Origin of the sequence: Erwinia pyri (genome assembly GCF_030758455.1) — a bacterium.
GTDB lineage: Bacteria > Pseudomonadota > Gammaproteobacteria > Enterobacterales > Enterobacteriaceae > Erwinia > Erwinia pyri.
This window is the reverse complement of sequence record NZ_CP132353.1, coordinates 1763135-1778178: the sequence shown is the minus strand read 5'-3', so window position 1 is coordinate 1778178 and position 15044 is coordinate 1763135. Positions and strand designations below refer to the sequence as shown.

General features: G+C 55.6%; 17 protein-coding genes. 1 reads left to right on the top strand and 16 read right to left on the bottom strand.

Features of this window, described 5'->3' with window-relative positions:
- Window positions 1–76: 76 nt before the first annotated feature.
- The 8 genes from fabF to yceD all read right to left on the bottom strand — a co-directional run bounded on the left by fabF (window position 77) and on the right by yceD (window position 6223).
- A complete protein-coding gene (gene fabF / locus Q3V30_RS08245; RefSeq protein ID WP_306212183.1) occupies window positions 77–1318 on the bottom strand; it encodes a beta-ketoacyl-ACP synthase II in 1242 nt (413 codons plus the stop codon).
- Between the two features lie 94 nt (window positions 1319–1412).
- Entirely contained in the window at window positions 1413–1649 is a 237-nt protein-coding gene (gene acpP, locus Q3V30_RS08240) for an acyl carrier protein (RefSeq protein WP_004157115.1), read from the bottom strand.
- Between the two features lie 153 nt (window positions 1650–1802).
- Window positions 1803–2537, bottom strand: coding sequence for a 3-oxoacyl-ACP reductase FabG (gene fabG, locus Q3V30_RS08235; protein WP_306212156.1), 735 nt, complete (start codon window positions 2535–2537; stop codon window positions 1803–1805).
- Window positions 2538–2556: 19 nt separating this feature from the next.
- Window positions 2557–3480: an ACP S-malonyltransferase gene (gene fabD / locus Q3V30_RS08230; RefSeq protein WP_306212154.1), complete on the bottom strand. Its 924-nt coding sequence runs from the start codon at window positions 3478–3480 to the stop codon at window positions 2557–2559.
- A gap of 16 nt (window positions 3481–3496) precedes the next feature.
- Complete coding sequence (locus Q3V30_RS08225) at window positions 3497–4450, bottom strand: beta-ketoacyl-ACP synthase III (protein WP_306212152.1); 954 nt, start codon at window positions 4448–4450, stop codon at window positions 3497–3499.
- 5 nt (window positions 4451–4455) lie between these two features.
- A complete protein-coding gene (gene plsX, locus Q3V30_RS08220) occupies window positions 4456–5490 on the bottom strand; it encodes a phosphate acyltransferase PlsX (RefSeq protein ID WP_306212149.1) in 1035 nt (344 codons plus the stop codon).
- A 26-nt stretch (window positions 5491–5516) separates the two neighbouring features.
- Window positions 5517–5687: a 50S ribosomal protein L32 gene (gene rpmF, locus Q3V30_RS08215; protein ID WP_072017504.1), complete on the bottom strand. Its 171-nt coding sequence runs from the start codon at window positions 5685–5687 to the stop codon at window positions 5517–5519.
- A 14-nt stretch (window positions 5688–5701) separates the two neighbouring features.
- On the bottom strand, window positions 5702–6223 hold the full coding sequence (gene yceD, locus Q3V30_RS08210) for a 23S rRNA accumulation protein YceD (RefSeq protein ID WP_306212146.1): 522 nt from the start codon (window positions 6221–6223) through the stop codon (window positions 5702–5704).
- 142 nt (window positions 6224–6365) lie between these two features.
- Between yceD and Q3V30_RS08205 the strand changes: the two genes are divergently transcribed.
- Entirely contained in the window at window positions 6366–6950 is a 585-nt protein-coding gene (locus Q3V30_RS08205) for a Maf family protein (protein ID WP_306212144.1), read from the top strand.
- Window positions 6951–7978: 1028 nt separating this feature from the next.
- On the opposite strand, the gene phnE (Q3V30_RS08200) is transcribed toward Q3V30_RS08205, so the two are convergent.
- From phnE (Q3V30_RS08200) to phnL, 8 genes are all read right to left on the bottom strand, one after another.
- Window positions 7979–8860, bottom strand: a complete 882-nt coding sequence (gene phnE / locus Q3V30_RS08200) for a phosphonate ABC transporter, permease protein PhnE (protein ID WP_306212142.1) — start codon at window positions 8858–8860, stop codon at window positions 7979–7981.
- Window positions 8857–9726, bottom strand: a complete 870-nt coding sequence (phnE, locus tag Q3V30_RS08195) for a phosphonate ABC transporter, permease protein PhnE (protein ID WP_306212140.1) — start codon at window positions 9724–9726, stop codon at window positions 8857–8859. Before phnE (Q3V30_RS08195) ends, phnE (Q3V30_RS08200) begins: the two co-directional genes overlap by 4 nt.
- A 75-nt stretch (window positions 9727–9801) precedes the next feature.
- On the bottom strand, window positions 9802–10728 hold the full coding sequence (gene phnD, locus Q3V30_RS08190; protein ID WP_306212138.1) for a phosphonate ABC transporter substrate-binding protein: 927 nt from the start codon (window positions 10726–10728) through the stop codon (window positions 9802–9804).
- A 21-nt stretch (window positions 10729–10749) separates the two neighbouring features.
- Complete coding sequence (gene phnC, locus Q3V30_RS08185) at window positions 10750–11583, bottom strand: phosphonate ABC transporter ATP-binding protein (RefSeq protein ID WP_306212136.1); 834 nt, start codon at window positions 11581–11583, stop codon at window positions 10750–10752.
- 117 nt (window positions 11584–11700) lie between these two features.
- Complete coding sequence (gene phnP, locus Q3V30_RS08180; protein ID WP_306212134.1) at window positions 11701–12450, bottom strand: phosphonate metabolism protein PhnP; 750 nt, start codon at window positions 12448–12450, stop codon at window positions 11701–11703.
- A gap of 146 nt (window positions 12451–12596) precedes the next feature.
- On the bottom strand, window positions 12597–13184 hold the full coding sequence (gene phnN / locus Q3V30_RS08175; protein ID WP_306212132.1) for a ribose 1,5-bisphosphokinase: 588 nt from the start codon (window positions 13182–13184) through the stop codon (window positions 12597–12599).
- Window positions 13184–14320 carry an alpha-D-ribose 1-methylphosphonate 5-triphosphate diphosphatase gene (gene phnM / locus Q3V30_RS08170; RefSeq protein WP_306212130.1) on the bottom strand — a complete coding sequence of 379 codons (1137 nt, stop codon included), beginning with the start codon at window positions 14318–14320 and terminating at the stop codon, window positions 13184–13186. The genes phnN and phnM overlap by 1 nt, the downstream gene beginning before the upstream one ends.
- Window positions 14317–15018, bottom strand: coding sequence for a phosphonate C-P lyase system protein PhnL (gene phnL / locus Q3V30_RS08165; protein ID WP_306212128.1), 702 nt, complete (start codon window positions 15016–15018; stop codon window positions 14317–14319). Before phnL ends, phnM begins: the two co-directional genes overlap by 4 nt.
- Window positions 15019–15044 lie beyond the last annotated feature (26 nt).

The window sequence follows — 15044 nt, the reverse complement described above, 5'->3', positions numbered from 1 at the left end:
GAAAAAGTGCGGCAGCTGCCGAAAAATTCAACAAAAAAGGCCCGCTAAGCGGGCCTTCAGAAGGTTAAGGCAGCGATCAGACTTTACGGAAAATCAACGAACCGTTGGTTCCGCCAAAGCCGAAGGAGTTACACAGGGCATACTCCAGACCTTTTACCTGACGTGCTGTGTGCGGCACAAAATCCAAATCACAACCTTCATCCGGGTTATCCAGATTGATGGTTGGCGGGATCACCTGGTCGCGCAGCGCAAGAATAGAGAAGATTGACTCTACGGCGCCCGCGGCTCCTAAAAGGTGACCGGTCATGGATTTGGTTGAGCTGACCATTACCGTGGCGGCACTGGCGCCAAAGATGCTCTTCACCGCCCGTGTCTCTGCTTTATCACCGGCTGGCGTCGAAGTGCCGTGCGCGTTGATATAACCAATCTGTTCTGGCGTTAATTGCGCATCTTTCAGTGCGTTTTTCATCGCCAGCGCAGCGCCTGCGCCATCTTCCGGCGGCGAGGTCATATGGTATGCATCGCTGCTCATGCCAAAACCAACCAGTTCGGCATAAATTTTAGCGCCACGTTTTTTCGCGTGTTCATACTCTTCCAGCACCACCAGTCCCGCGCCATCGCCCAGCACAAAGCCGTCGCGATCCCGATCCCAGGGACGGCTTGCCGTCTCAGGGCTTTCATTACGGGTGGAGAGCGCGCGTGCTGCGCCAAAGCCGCCAATACCCAGCGGGGTACTGCCCTTTTCGGCACCGCCTGCCAGCATCACGTCGGCATCATTATAAGCAATGATGCGCGCCGCCTGACCAATGTTATGCACACCGGTAGTACAGGCAGTAGAGATAGCGATGCTTGGACCTTTCATGCCATACATAATAGTGAGATGACCCGCTATCATGTTTACAATCGTGGAGGGAACGAAGAAAGGACTGATTTTACGCGGGCCGCCGTTGACCAGCGAGGCGTGGTTTTCTTCAATCAGACCGAGACCACCGATACCGGAGCCGATAGCAGCACCAATACGATCGGCATTCTCATCCGTGATAACCAGACCGGAGTCCTGCATGGCCTGAATGCCAGCAACTACGCCGTACTGAATGAAGGCATCCATCTTGCGCTGATCTTTGCGCGAGATAAATTCTTCACAGTTAAAATCCTTTACTAAGCCAGCAAAACGCGTTGCGTAGGCACTAGTATCAAAATGGTCGATCGGGCTGATGCCACTCTGACCGGCAACAAGAGCATTCCAGGTAGACTCTACGGTATTGCCGACAGGAGACAACATGCCAAGACCGGTCACAACTACACGACGCTTAGACACGTTCGTCCTCCAGGGAGGGAAAAAATGACAATGACACTATGTGGGACTTTCAGATAAAACTCAGGCGGTCGAATGACCGCCTGGAGAGGCTCACTTACGCCTGGTGACCATTGATGTAATCAATAGCAGCCTGAACGGTGGTGATTTTCTCAGCTTCTTCGTCCGGAATCTCGGTATCAAACTCTTCTTCCAGAGCCATTACCAGCTCAACGGTATCAAGAGAATCAGCGCCCAGATCTTCTACAAAAGAGGCAGTATTAACAACTTCTTCCTGCTTAACGCCAAGCTGCTCGCCAATGATTTTCTTAACGCGTTCTTCGATAGTGCTCATACTATTAAATTTCCTATCAAAACTCGCTTTCGCGATGGTTTTCGTAGTGTATAAAATGTTGAAAAAGATGCAACTAAATCCCGGCTGGTCCAACCACGATTTTACGCTATTTTGCGGGTATAACCGCAAATAACGCAAATAGTTTCGTGATTATCAGACCATATACATTCCGCCATTGACGTGCAGCGTCTCACCAGTGATGTACGCAGCCTCGTCAGAAGCTAAAAATGCAACGGCATTGGCGATTTCCTGCGCGTCGCCAAGGCGACCCGCTGGCACTTCCGCCAGAATGCCCGCACGCTGATCTTCAGTCAGCGCACGCGTCATGTCGGTTTCAATGAAACCGGGAGCCACAACGTTAACGGTAATACCACGTGACGCGATTTCACGCGCCAGTGACTTGCTGAAGCCGATCAAACCCGCTTTTGCTGCCGCGTAGTTTGCCTGGCCCGCATTACCCATCGTTCCGACAACGGAGCCGATGGTAATGATTCGGCCTACGCGTTTTTTCATCATAGCGCGCATTACTGCCTTTGAGAGGCGGAATACGGAAGTCAGATTAGTGTCCAGGATATCCTGCCACTCATCATCCTTCATACGCATCAGAAGATTATCACGTGTAATGCCTGCATTATTGACTAAAATGTCCACTTCGCCAAATTCAGCACGAATATTTTCCAACACGCTGTCGATAGACGCGCTGTCGGTCACATTCAGCAGCAGGCCGCGGCCGTTGCTGCCCAGATAAGCGCTGATGGCATCTGCGCCACTTTGGCTGGTCGCTGTACCGACCACTTTTGCGCCCCGCGCTACCAGTGTCTCTGCAATGGCGCGGCCAATGCCGCGACTTGCACCGGTAACCAGTGCGATTTTTCCTTCAAAGCTCATGTTCATCCTCGTCTGACTGTTAAAGCGCCGCTGACAGGCTGGCCGGATCGTTCACCGGTGCCGCGGTCAGGGTGTCAACAATACGTTTCGTCAGGCCAGTCAGCACCTTGCCAGGGCCAACTTCCAGCAGTGACGTTACGCCTTCCTGCGCCATAAACTCTACACAGCCCGTCCAGCGGACCGGATTGTACAACTGACGCACCAGCGCACTACGAATCGCCTCAGGTGAGGTTTCGCACTTCACATCAACGTTGTTAACCACCGGCAACTCCGGGGCGTTGAAGGTCAGTTTTTCCAGCGCTTCCGCCAGTTTGTCGGCGGCAGGTTTCATCAGTGCACAGTGAGAAGGTACGCTCACAGGCAACGGCAGAGCACGTTTAGCTCCGGCAGCCTTACAGGCTGCACCGGCACGCTCTACCGCTTCTTTATTTCCGGCAATAACAACCTGACCAGGCGAGTTAAAGTTAACAGGTGATACCACCTGACCCTGTGCAGACTCTTCACAGGCTTTAGCAATAGCCGCATCATCCAGACCAATAATAGCCTGCATGGCGCCGGTGCCTTCCGGAACCGCTTCCTGCATCAGTTTGCCACGCAATTCAACCAGTTTGATCGCCTCAGCAAAATCGATCACGCCGGCGCAAACCAGCGCACTATACTCGCCCAGGCTGTGTCCCGCCAGCATTGCAGGCTTTGAACCGCCTTTTTCCTGCCAAACGCGGAAAATAGCAACAGATGCGGCCAGCAGCGCCGGCTGGGTTTGCCAGGTTTTGTTCAATTCTTCAGCAGGCCCCTGCTGCACCAGTGACCACAGGTCATAGCCCAAAGCCGTGGAAGCTTCACGGAAAGTCTGTTCAACGGTAGGGTTTTCTGCCGCCAGTTCAGCCAGCATGCCTACCGTTTGCGATCCCTGTCCCGGGAAAACCATAGCAAATTGCGTCATTGTTATGTCCTGTTAATCAAAAACGAACCAGCGCCGAGCCCCAGGTGAATCCACCCCCGAAGGCTTCCAGCAGAATAAGCTGACCGCGCTGTATGCGGCCATCACGCACGGCCTCATCCAGTGCACAAGGCACTGAGGCGGCGGAAGTATTCCCGTGACGATCGAGCGTTACCACTACCTTTTCCATACCCATGCCGAGTTTGCGGGCGGTGGCGCTGATAATACGCAGGTTAGCCTGATGCGGCACCAGCCAGTCTATCGACTCACGCTCCAGGTTATTAGCCTGCAGGGTCTCTTCAACGATGTGCGCCAGCTCCGTGACGGCAACTTTAAACACTTCGTTACCCGCCATAGTGACGTAAGAAGGTTGATCCTGATGCTCACGATCCTGATTGGACAGCGTTAACAGATGTCCGTAGCGGCCATCTGCGTGCAGATGCGTGGAGATAATGCCCTGCTCTTCGCTGGCACCCAGCACCGCAGCCCCGGCCCCGTCGCCAAACAGAATAATCGTGCCGCGATCGGTCGGATCCAGCATACGAGCCAGCACGTCTGCACCAATTACCAGCGCATTTTTCACCGCGCCGTTTTTGATGTACTGATCGGCAACGCTCAGAGCATAGGTGAAACCAGCGCAAGCTGCCGCGAGGTCAAAAGCGGCGGCATCGTCAATTCCCAGCATTTGCTGGATCAGGCAGGCTGAACTTGGAAAGGCGTGGCTGGAAGAGGTGGTCGCGACCACAATCAGTCCGATGTCATTTTTATCAACACCGGCCATCTCCAGCGCACGGAGGGCAGCCTGATAGCCCATTGTCGCAACGGTTTCATCAGGTGCCGCTATGCGACGCTCACGGATACCGGTACGGGTGACAATCCACTCGTCCGACGTATCCACCATTTTTTCCAGATCGGCGTTAGTCCGCACCTGTTCGGGCAAATAGCTGCCCGTACCGATAATTTTCGTATACATGTACGTCAGTCACTCTTAGGTAATACAGCCTGAAGGCGCGCAGCAATCCGCTCGGGAACTTGCCGCCGCACCGCCTGCTCTGCCTGTTCTATCGCCGCAGTAAATGCGCGTTGATTCGCTCCGCCGTGACTTTTGATCACGGAACCGCGTAATCCTAACAGACAGGCGCCATTGTACTGGTCGGGGTTGAGGTGGCCGAAGCGCTTCGCCAGACGTTTTTTCAGGACACGTCCTAACAGCGTCATCCACCAGGCCCTTTTTTTACCTTCGCCCTGTGATTTCAACAGCGAAAGAAACATTCTTACCACACCTTCCATGGTTTTCAGGGTGACATTGCCCACGAAACCATCACACACCAGCACATCCGTTTCACCAGTAAGAAGGTCGTTGCCTTCGAGGTATCCAATATAATTAATTTCTGGCAATTCACGCAGTATAGCTGCGGCATCGCGGATACTGCTTAAACCTTTGGTCTCTTCCTGACCGATATTTAATAATGCCACGCGGGGACGGGGTACTGACAAAACTTCCTCCGCCATCACCGCGCCCATAATCGCAAACTGCACCAGCATCGCACTGTCTGAATCGACGTTCGCACCCAGATCCAGTATCACTGTTTTCCCCTGCTGCTGATTCGGCAAAACCGTCATCAGCGCGGGGCGTTCAATACCGTCGAGCGGCTTAAGCAGCAGCTTAGCCAGCCCCATCAGCGCGCCCGTATTACCAGCACTGACGCAGGCCTGCGCTTTCCCCTCTTTAACCAGCTCCAGCGCTATGCGCATAGAGGAGCCGCGGCTTTGGCGGATCGCCTGGGAGGGTTTGGCATCACTGGCAATAACCGACTCGGCAGCAATAATCTGCAGACGTGCCAACAGCGCTGAATCAGCTTTTGCGAGTAATGACGAGATGTTGTCGGGATCGCCGACCAGAAGAAGATGCAGTTGCGAGTTAGAGGCCAGTGCCTGCATTGCAGCAGGCACTGTCACGCAGGGACCGAAGTCCCCGCCCATGGCATCTATCGCCAGGGTCAGACGTGGCAAAGTATCGCCTTGCGAATCCGCAAGAATTACTTAACGATGACCTTGCGACCGCGGTAGTAACCATCCGCAGTGATGTGGTGACGCAGATGCGTTTCGCCAGAAACTTTATCTACGGAAAGAGAGGAAGTGGTCAGAGCATCGTGTGAACGACGCATGCCACGCTTGGAACGGGTTGGTTTATTCTGTTGTACGGCCATGGACCTTACTCCTATTACTTACGCTTTAAACTGGCTAATACGGCAAATGGGTTTGGTTTTTCTGCCTCTGCAGGCAACTTTCCAAAGACCATGTCCGCCTCGGACACTTCACAGTGTTCAGAATCATGCACCGGAACGACAGGCAGGGCGAGGATAATTTCATCTTCAACCACTGCCAGCAGATCGATTTCACCAAACTCGTTGACCTCGACCGGCTCGTACGCTTCCGGCAACGCCTCAGCCTGTTCGTCAGTAACGACCGGGCTGAAACAATACGTCACGTGGACCTGATGCGGGAATGTCTGGTTGCAGCGCTGACAACAAAGCGTGACGGAAACCGCCGCAGTACCGTTAAGTACCGCTAAACGCTGGTTGTCGATAGCGAACGACATGGAGCATTCTACATCACTGTCCACACTCACTACCGATTCGGCAATACGCTCCACCTGTTCAGGGGTGTAGACGCCCTGATAATCAAGGCGCTTTTGAGCGGTACGAACCGGATCGAGAGTCAGGGGTAATTTTACCTTTTGCATAGGGCGCGCATATTAACTTTGTAACGAGATAGAGTCAAAGAAAAAGGCCGGTTTACAGCATCTTTCACCCAATATTCGCATCCAATGCGGCGCACAGTTTAAAATGCCTTGAACTGATTCGCTATCTATTCTGGAAAAAAATATGAGCCAACTGGTACTTGCTTCAACCTCCCCCTACAGGAAGTCTCTGCTTGAGAAGCTGGGCCTGCCCTTTATCACCGCGGCTCCGCAGGTTGACGAATCACCGCAACTTGATGAATCTGCTACCGATCTTGTTATGCGACTGGCGGCTGAAAAGGCGAAAGCGCTGGCGAAAAGCTATCCAGCGCATCTGATTATTGGTTCCGATCAGGTTTGCGTGATTGATGGCAAAATAACCGGAAAACCGCACACTGAAGAGAACGCCCACCAACAGTTAAGGCTGGCGAGCGGGCACAGCGTTATTTTTTATACTGGCCTTGCGCTTTTTGATAGTAAACAGAACCAGCTGCAGGTGGTATGTGAACCGTTTAGTGTGGATTTCAGAACGCTGACTGATGAAGAGATTGTTAGTTATGTGGCAAAGGAGCAGCCGCTTAATTGTGCAGGCAGTTTCAAGAGCGAAGGGTTGGGCATAACGCTGTTTGAACGGCTTTCAGGACGTGACCCGAATACGCTGGTTGGACTTCCGCTGATTGCGCTGTGCGAAATGTTACGTAAGGCTGGCGTGGATCCGTTGAAGGCGTAAAGCATTAAGGGCACGTTGCCTGGATGGGTGGGTAACACAGTCAGGGATAATGGGATGCCTGTAGCTTGCTTTAAGGGCACATCGTCTTTATGTTTCGGTAACCTGGTCAGGGAGAGGGGGCTGAACACAAAAACGCCGTGAAATCATCCCTGATGGCTGCGAAGCGGCGTCCATGCCGCTTAGCTTTTGCTTATCAGCCCCCTCTCCCCTCCCCTCAGCGCTGGTGTTGCCTGTGACAGAAAAGCGAAACCCACTACAAAATCCAATTCCGAACCCACATCCAAATCCAGATCCCGCATCAAATCTGGTTTTGACCTGTGCGAGCACTGAACTTACCGACAACGCCGAATTTCTTGGGTGGTACCATAGGGCACGTTAGCCGAGTGTATGCCGCAGGGATGCGGCATCCAAGCCCCCATGGACGGGTTCACGGCGCCTCGGATAACGTGCTCTATGGTGACGCCTTGCCACCGTACCCGGTTTTGACTTGTGCGAGTACTGAACTTACCGACAACGCCGGATTTTTGGGTGGCGCCATAGAGCACGTTAGCCGAGTGTATGCCGCAGGGATGCGGCATCCAGGACTACAGGGAGGTATTTACGGCGTCTCGGATAAGGCACTCTGGGGTGACGCCTTTTCTCCGCGTCCGGTTTTGACCTGTTTGAACGCTAAACTCAGGGGTAGTGCCAAATCACCGCGGCCGGTTTTGACCTGTGTAAGCGCTAACCCCACCAACGACGCAGAATTTAACGGGTGGCGCCCTGGAGCTCGTTAGCCAGGTCTCTGCCGCAGGGATGCGGCAGCGAAGCCTCCAGGGAGGGATTCACGGCGTCCTGGATAACGAGCTCCGGGGTGACGCCAAATCACCGAGCCCGTTTTTGACCTGTGCGAGCACTGAACTCACCGACAACGCCGGATTTTTGAGGGGCACCACAGCCGGTTTTTGACCTGTGTAAGCGCTGAAATCAAAGGCAACGCCGGACCTCCCAGGCAACGCCAAATCACCGCCCCCCGTTTTAACCGCACCCTACTCCTGACCAAACAGCGGGATCGCCTTGCCGGTAATATAGCGCTTGCGTAATTTTGCGGAGACGATATCCATCGCCATCACAATCATCACCAGAATCAGGGTAATAAACATCACTACGTCCCAGTTCCATAAGCGCATATTCTCGGCATAGACCAGGCCGACGCCGCCTGCCCCGACAAAACCCAATACTGCCGCCGATCGGGTGTTGGACTCAATCTGATAGAGACTCAATGCCAGAAATGCCGGGAAAGATTGGGTAAAAATGCCGTAGCGATGCTTTTGCAGCGAATTAGCTCCCACTGCATTCAGCCCCCTGCCAGGCGAACGCTCTACCGCCTCGTGCCCCTCCGCATAAAGCTTGCCCAGCAGCCCCACATCCTGCATCACAATTGCCAGGACACCAGCCAGCGGCCCCATGCCCACGGCTCGCACAAAAATCAGTCCCCAAATCGCCATATCGATGCCACGAAGAATATCCAGCAGACGGCGTACCACCAGCGCCACGGGGCGCAGCGCTCTGGATGACATCACGTTACGTGCGGCCAGGAACGACACCGGTAACGCAACCAGCGTGGCGGTAATGGTGCCAGCGAAGACAATCGCCAGCGTGATGAAAATTTGACTGAAATAGTAAGCAAACGGCCAGTTTGCCACATCATGCCAGACAAACATCCGCAGAAAATAACGGCCAATTTGCGCACTGCCCGCGGCTAACTGCGCCCAGGAAATGCCGAACATATTAAAAAAGAAGAGGTAATAAAGCAGCACAGCGGCAGCGATAATGCCAAGCTGGCGCAAATAGCGACGCTGCACAGAGAAAAGCTCGCTGTGCTTCGCTTTCATACTGTTTAAAGAGTCAGAACCGGCTAAGGCGATCATGCTGCTTTCCCCTCGACAACCCAGCGGCGCAGATGGCCGGAAAAAGTATCCAGAAGCGACACCACCACGATAATCAGCAACATCGTCATACTGACCTGATCGTACCGATCCAACTTGATATTGGTCATCAGCTCCTGACCTATACCGCCGGCCCCTACCAGCCCAAGAATGGTCGACTGCCGGAAGTTGACTTCCAGACGCATAAAGCTGTAAGAGAGAAACACCGGCTTCACCTGTGGCCAGAGCGCAAAACGCATTCTTTGTAAGGGGCCAGCACCACAGGAGGCCAGCCCTCGCCCCGGCTTATCCGAAGCGCTCTCGATAGCTTCATAGAACAGCTTGGTCAGGCTGCCGATAGTGTGCAGCGCCAGCGCCAGAAAGCCCGGTATCACGCCGATACCAAAGGCCATCACAAACATCACCGCCCAGGCCAGTTCCGGCATGGTGCGTAAAAAGGCCACAGCGGTGCGGATGGCGTAGCGCAGCCAGACCGGGGAGTGAGTATTGTCAGCGGCAAGAAACGCAAGGATCACCGCCGCAGCCACCGACAGCAGCGTTGCCGCCAGCGCCAGATTGAGCGTTTCCCAGATCAACGGCAGCTGAATATGCAGCCGGTAACCCCAGTAAGCCAGCGAGCCTTCGGTATGCCCGTCGGCAAACAGCAGGTTCCAGTGCAGCACTGGCAGCGTTTCACCAAGATAATCGAAGAAATGAGGCAGCGACGTCAGAACGGTGGTGAGGCTGAATTCGGCGACATTGCCGGAAGCCAGAAAGAGAGCCAGAAGGATCAGCGACCAGAGAACCGTATCGCGTTTCTGCCTGCCACGAATTTGCTGATAATAGCGCTCAAACTCAGTGTTTTGCATACGTTAACCGGTTAAGAGTTGAAACAAAAAGAGCGCCTGCTCAGCGATCTGAATCAGGCGCTCCCGGACCGCAACTTAACGCGCGCCCTTGGTCAGTTCACGCTTCATATCAATGATGTTCTGGTAATCCGCCACGGTAGCCGGGCCAATATGCTGTGTACCGCCCATCGCTTTGATAAAGCAGCTGTGGTTCTCGGTATCCAGCTTTTTGATGGCAGCGACCAGCTTAGGTTTGAAATCAGCATCCAGCTTGTTGCTTACCAGGATCGGGCCGTTAGGGATCAGCGGCGATTCCCAGATAATACGAATCTGCTTCATCAGGTCGGGGTGATCCATGCGGATCATGCGGGTAAACGCCCCGCTGGTGTAGCCGGTGTTGTAATCGCCGACCATGGAAGCCCAGGTCACTGCACCTTCAAACTGACCATTCAGCACGCCTAACACGTCCTGCTCATGGCCGCCGGAGAAGGTCACGCTGGAGAAGAAGCCGTTGTATTTGTCATCCACGCTGCCGCCAAACTCTTTTTTGAAGGTCTGGTTGGGGATCAGGAAGCCTGAGGTTGAGTCAGGGTCAGCCATACCGAAAGATTTGCCTTTCAGATCTGACAGCTTCTTATAGGGGCTGTCGGCTTTCACGATAACCACTGAGTGGTAGCCTTTTGATTTATCAGTATCGTCAACCGCAATTCCCACAACGTCTACCGCTTTGGGATCTTTAATATAGACAGAGGCATAGGAAGAGGGAGACATGCTCAGCACCATATCCACTTTGCCGCCCAGCAGCCCCTGAATCACGCCGGAGTAGTCGGAAGAGTTACGTAATTTAGTATCCGTCCCCAGCTCTTTATCGAAGAAATCCTTTACGCACTGGTTATCACCGATCTGCTGCGTGGCGTTCTGACCACCCAAAATGCCTAAGTTCAGTTCCTTTGGCGTGGCTGCCTGAGCAAAACCTGATGCCACTACGCTTGCCAGGAGGGAGGTTAATAATAATTTTTTCATTGCCGGGTCCCAAAAAAGATCTTAGTTAAGTTGCGTCATCTCTTCGCCATACAGCGTATGGAGAAGCTCTTCGGTTAACTGCGACGGATGTCCGTCAAACACAATGCGCCCTTTGGCGATACCAATGGCGCGGGTACAGTACTCTTTCACCAGTTCAACCGAGTGCAGGTTGACCATCACGCTGATGCCGTTGTCGCTCACCTGACGCAGAACATCCATAATGCGGCGGGTATTTTTCGGATCGAGCGAGGCGACAGGCTCATCGGCGAGCAGAATTTTTGGGTTTTGCATCAGCGCCCGGCAGATCGCCACGCGCTGCATCTGTCCGCCCGAGAGGTTTTCCGCACGCTGCAGCGCCTGCGGCAGCATGTTCAGCCACTCCAGCAGGCCAATCGCCCGCGCGCGGTCGGCATCCGGGAAGATTTTGAAAAAGGATTTCAGGGTGGAAGTCTGACTGAGACGGCCAAGCAGAACATTGGTGAGCACATCAAGACGCGGAACCAGGCAGAAGTCCTGGAAAATCATGCCGCACTCGCTACGCCATTCGCGCATCTGGCGTGCATTCAGCTCAACGATGTTCTGCTGCTGACCCGATTCGCGGTAATTCAGGATCTCCCCCTCTGTAGCAGGCAGTGTGCCATTCAGCACATGCAACAGCGTGGATTTCCCCGCGCCGGAACGCCCGACAACGGCCACCAACTCCCCGGCGTGCAAATCAAAATTAATCTCCTGCAACACGCGGTTTTGCGCGTTGTACGCTTTGCCAAGGCCTCTTACGGCCAGAACTTTTTTCTGCGCTGACCGCAGCGGCTTGAGCTCAGGAGCGGGGGCCGGTTTTAACAGTGCCTGTGCCATAGTGTTTCCCGTAGTGAGTCAGGCGTTACGCCTTGTGCGCCCTATTAACGGCGAGCGCAGTGACGGTTTAATGACAACGGGATGATGAAAAAATGACGCAGGGAAAAAGTGACATTGTCACATTTCCAGCGTTAAGCCGTCATACGCTGCGGCTACGCCTGGCGGCAAGGAATTGGCAGCCAGCCAGTTATCCACCTCATGACCGATATGTGTCAGCCAGGTTTGAGCAGGAGCAAGCTGCTGATGTAAAGCCAGCGCCAGCGAGATGTCATTGTGGTTGCGCGGCGGCGAGTCGGTGGGAGCATAGCTACAGTCGAGAACCAGGTGATCGATCCTTCGCTGCTGAAGCCAGCTCAGCGTCTCCTCTGGCAGCCCGACGGTATCGGTAAGGTAGGCCAGCCGCACGCCCTGATGCTCAATCAGATAGCCGAAGGTGATTTTCGAATGAATAAGCGGCAGCGGCGTAAACAGCAGATCGCCGCAGGGAAGCGGGTCAAAAGGCCGCAGGAAAGGCTGAAAGGCGAGCAGACCGGGATGCCGGTAGAGATCGTCACATCCCTGTTCGTCGGGCGGAGAGTAAACCGGAATTTTGGCTCCCATCCCCCAGCGCAGCGCAAAAAGCCCCTGCACATGGTCCATATGAAAATGGGTCAGAAAAATGCGGTCCAGCTCGCCCGGCGCAAACTGCTCCTCCAGATGGCACTGCCCCGCATCCAGCAGTGTGGTTTCGCCACCCTGGCGGATTAAGGCGCTGGTGGGCGTGCGCCGTCGCGCGGAGTGCTGCCGGGCGCGCAGACAGGCTGCGCAATCGCAGCCAAAAACCGGCACCTGGCGGACGTCACCGGTTCCCAAAAAAGTAAACTGCATAAGGTTAGCCTCTCCCGGAGCATAATGCTCATTGCTCAACTGCCCGCGCTGCAAAAGTGCTCAGCGGCCAGCAGCTTCACGCCTTGCGTCAGCAAGCGCTTCAGCTGGCGAGCTGCCCTGTTCTGCCAGCAGCGCTATAAACTCGTTTAGCGTCCCGCAGCCTGGCTACCTGAAGCAGCAAACGCTTGAGCTGGCGAACACGCCTGCTCTGCCAGCAGCGCCATAAACTCGCTCAGCGTCTGGCTCAGCGGGCCGTCATTATTCAGCATCATGCAGGAAGACGGCGGGCCTTCTGCGGCACGGCGAAGGCGCTGCGCTATCTGCTCCTCCCCCTCCCTGCCGCGCTGCCGGAGACGCTGAGCCAGCACCCCGGGCGACACCTGCAGGCACACGGGCAGCAGCTGCGTACCGTAACGCTGTTCAGCAGCTGGCAGGTGCAGCCGTGACCCGTTCACCACCACGTCAAGATCCTGCGCCAGCCAGAGGTCGATTTCGATGCCCAGCGCATAGGCCTGCTGATGCGCCAGCCAGTCAATCGCGAACAGCCCTTTTGCGCGCCGTCGCTGAAACTCCGCCTCGCTGAGGGCGATATGATTTTCGCCCCCGGCGTCAGCAGCCCGGGTAATGTAGCGGTGCGCCACCAGCACCCCTTCCGGTGCCGCTTCGCGCAGCGCATCCAGCAGGCTGTCCTTGCCTGAACCGGAGGCGCCCATCAGCCAGATGAGCCTGGCCATCAGTAAACGACCCGTCCTTTCGCCCACGTCGAGCGCACGTGGACCTGCCCCTGATGGTGATTCACCAGCACCAGATCCGCACGCTTGCCCTCCGCTATCACTCCGCGGTCGGTCAGGCCGATCGAGCGGGCAGGATTGCTGGTAACCAGTGCGACAGCCGCCGGGAGCTGATAGCCATTGTTCTCGTCGCTGGCGATACGGAACGCCGCATCCAGCAGGCTGGCGGGATAGTAATCTGAAGAGAGAATATCCAGCAGGCCCAGCGCGGCGAGCTGGTGCGCCGCCACGTTGCCCGAATGCGAACCGCCGCGCACAATATTCGGTGCGCCCATCAGCACCTGCAATCCCAGCTCGCGGGAAGCTCTTGCCGCCTCTTCCGTGGTGGGGAATTCCGCGATCACGCTGCCAACGGCCTTAGACTCCTCCACATGCGCCAGCGTGGCGTCGTCATGGCTGGCCAGCGGGATCTGATACTCACGGCACCAGGCTGAGATCGCCTCGCGGTTGGGTTTCGACCAGCGCTCGGCAAAGCGCAGCTGGCTCGACTCAAACTCATCCATCTCCAGATCGTTAAGATTGTACTTGCCCTGGAAATAAACGCGGTACTTTTCCAGCGAGGTGTACTGCCGCTGCCCCGGCGAGTGGTCCATCAGCGAGACCAGCGACAGCTCTGGCGTATGCATCAGCTGCTCGAACAGCGGCAGCGTGGAGTCATGCGGCAGCTCGCAGCGCAGATGCAGACGATGTTCGGCGCGGTTCAGGCCGTGTTGCTCGCTGTAGCGGATGGCATTGATCATCTTCTCCAGATTATCCAGCCGATGCCCGCCGTCCCGCACGTCGCCTACCCCAATGGCATCCAGCACCGTGGTAATACCGTTGGCGACCATCAGCGCATCGTGGCTGCTCATGGCGGAGTGCGCGGGCCAGTCTACTTTTGGGCGCGGCGTGAAAAATTTATCAAGATTGTCGGTATGCAGCTCTACCATTCCCGGCATCAGCCAGCCGCCCTCACCATCAATAGCCGCTGGCAGCTGGCTGGCGGTATCGGAGAAGGCCCGGATCACGCCGTTCTCACACGCCAGCGAGCCGCTGACCACTTCATTTTCCAGAATCAGTTTGACGTTATTGATGATCATACGGTGCTCTCAGCAAAGGGGTTCATCACATGAAGACGGTTAGCAATCCGGTCCCGGACGGCGTTATCGTGGAAGATGCCGACGATAGCCGCGCCGCGATCTCGGGCCTGTTCAATCAGGCTGACCACCGCGGCGCTGTTGGCGCTGTCCAGCGAGGCAGTGGGCTCATCCAGCAGCAGCACCGGATAGTCTGCAATAAAGCCGCGGGCGATATTCACCCTCTGCTGCTCACCACCGGAGAAGGTCGAGGGGGCGAGATCCCACAGACGGGAAGGCACGTTCAGGCGGCTGAGCAGCGATTTTGCCCGCTCCTCGCTCTCCTGCCGCTCCGCGCCGCGCTCGCGCAGCGGCTGGGCCACCACATCAAGTGTGGAAATTCGCGGGATCACCCGCAGAAACTGGCTGACCCAGCCGATGGTGTCACGCCGCAGCGCCAGAATCTGTCGGGCGGGCGCATTGACAAGATCAACCCATTCCTGCTGGTGTTTAACCCAGATATGCCCCTGGTCCGGCAGATAGTTGGCATAGAGCGAACGCAGCAGCGTGGATTTCCCGCTGCCCGAATGGCCATGCAGCACCACGCACTCACCGGCGGAGACTTCCAGGCTGGCGTGCTGAAGCACCGGCAATTCGGCCCCATGCTGGTTATGAAGCACGAAGGTTTTAGACAAATTTTCGACGCGCAGTTGAAGACTCATGGCAAGTTCCTGATTAGGTTGGGCTT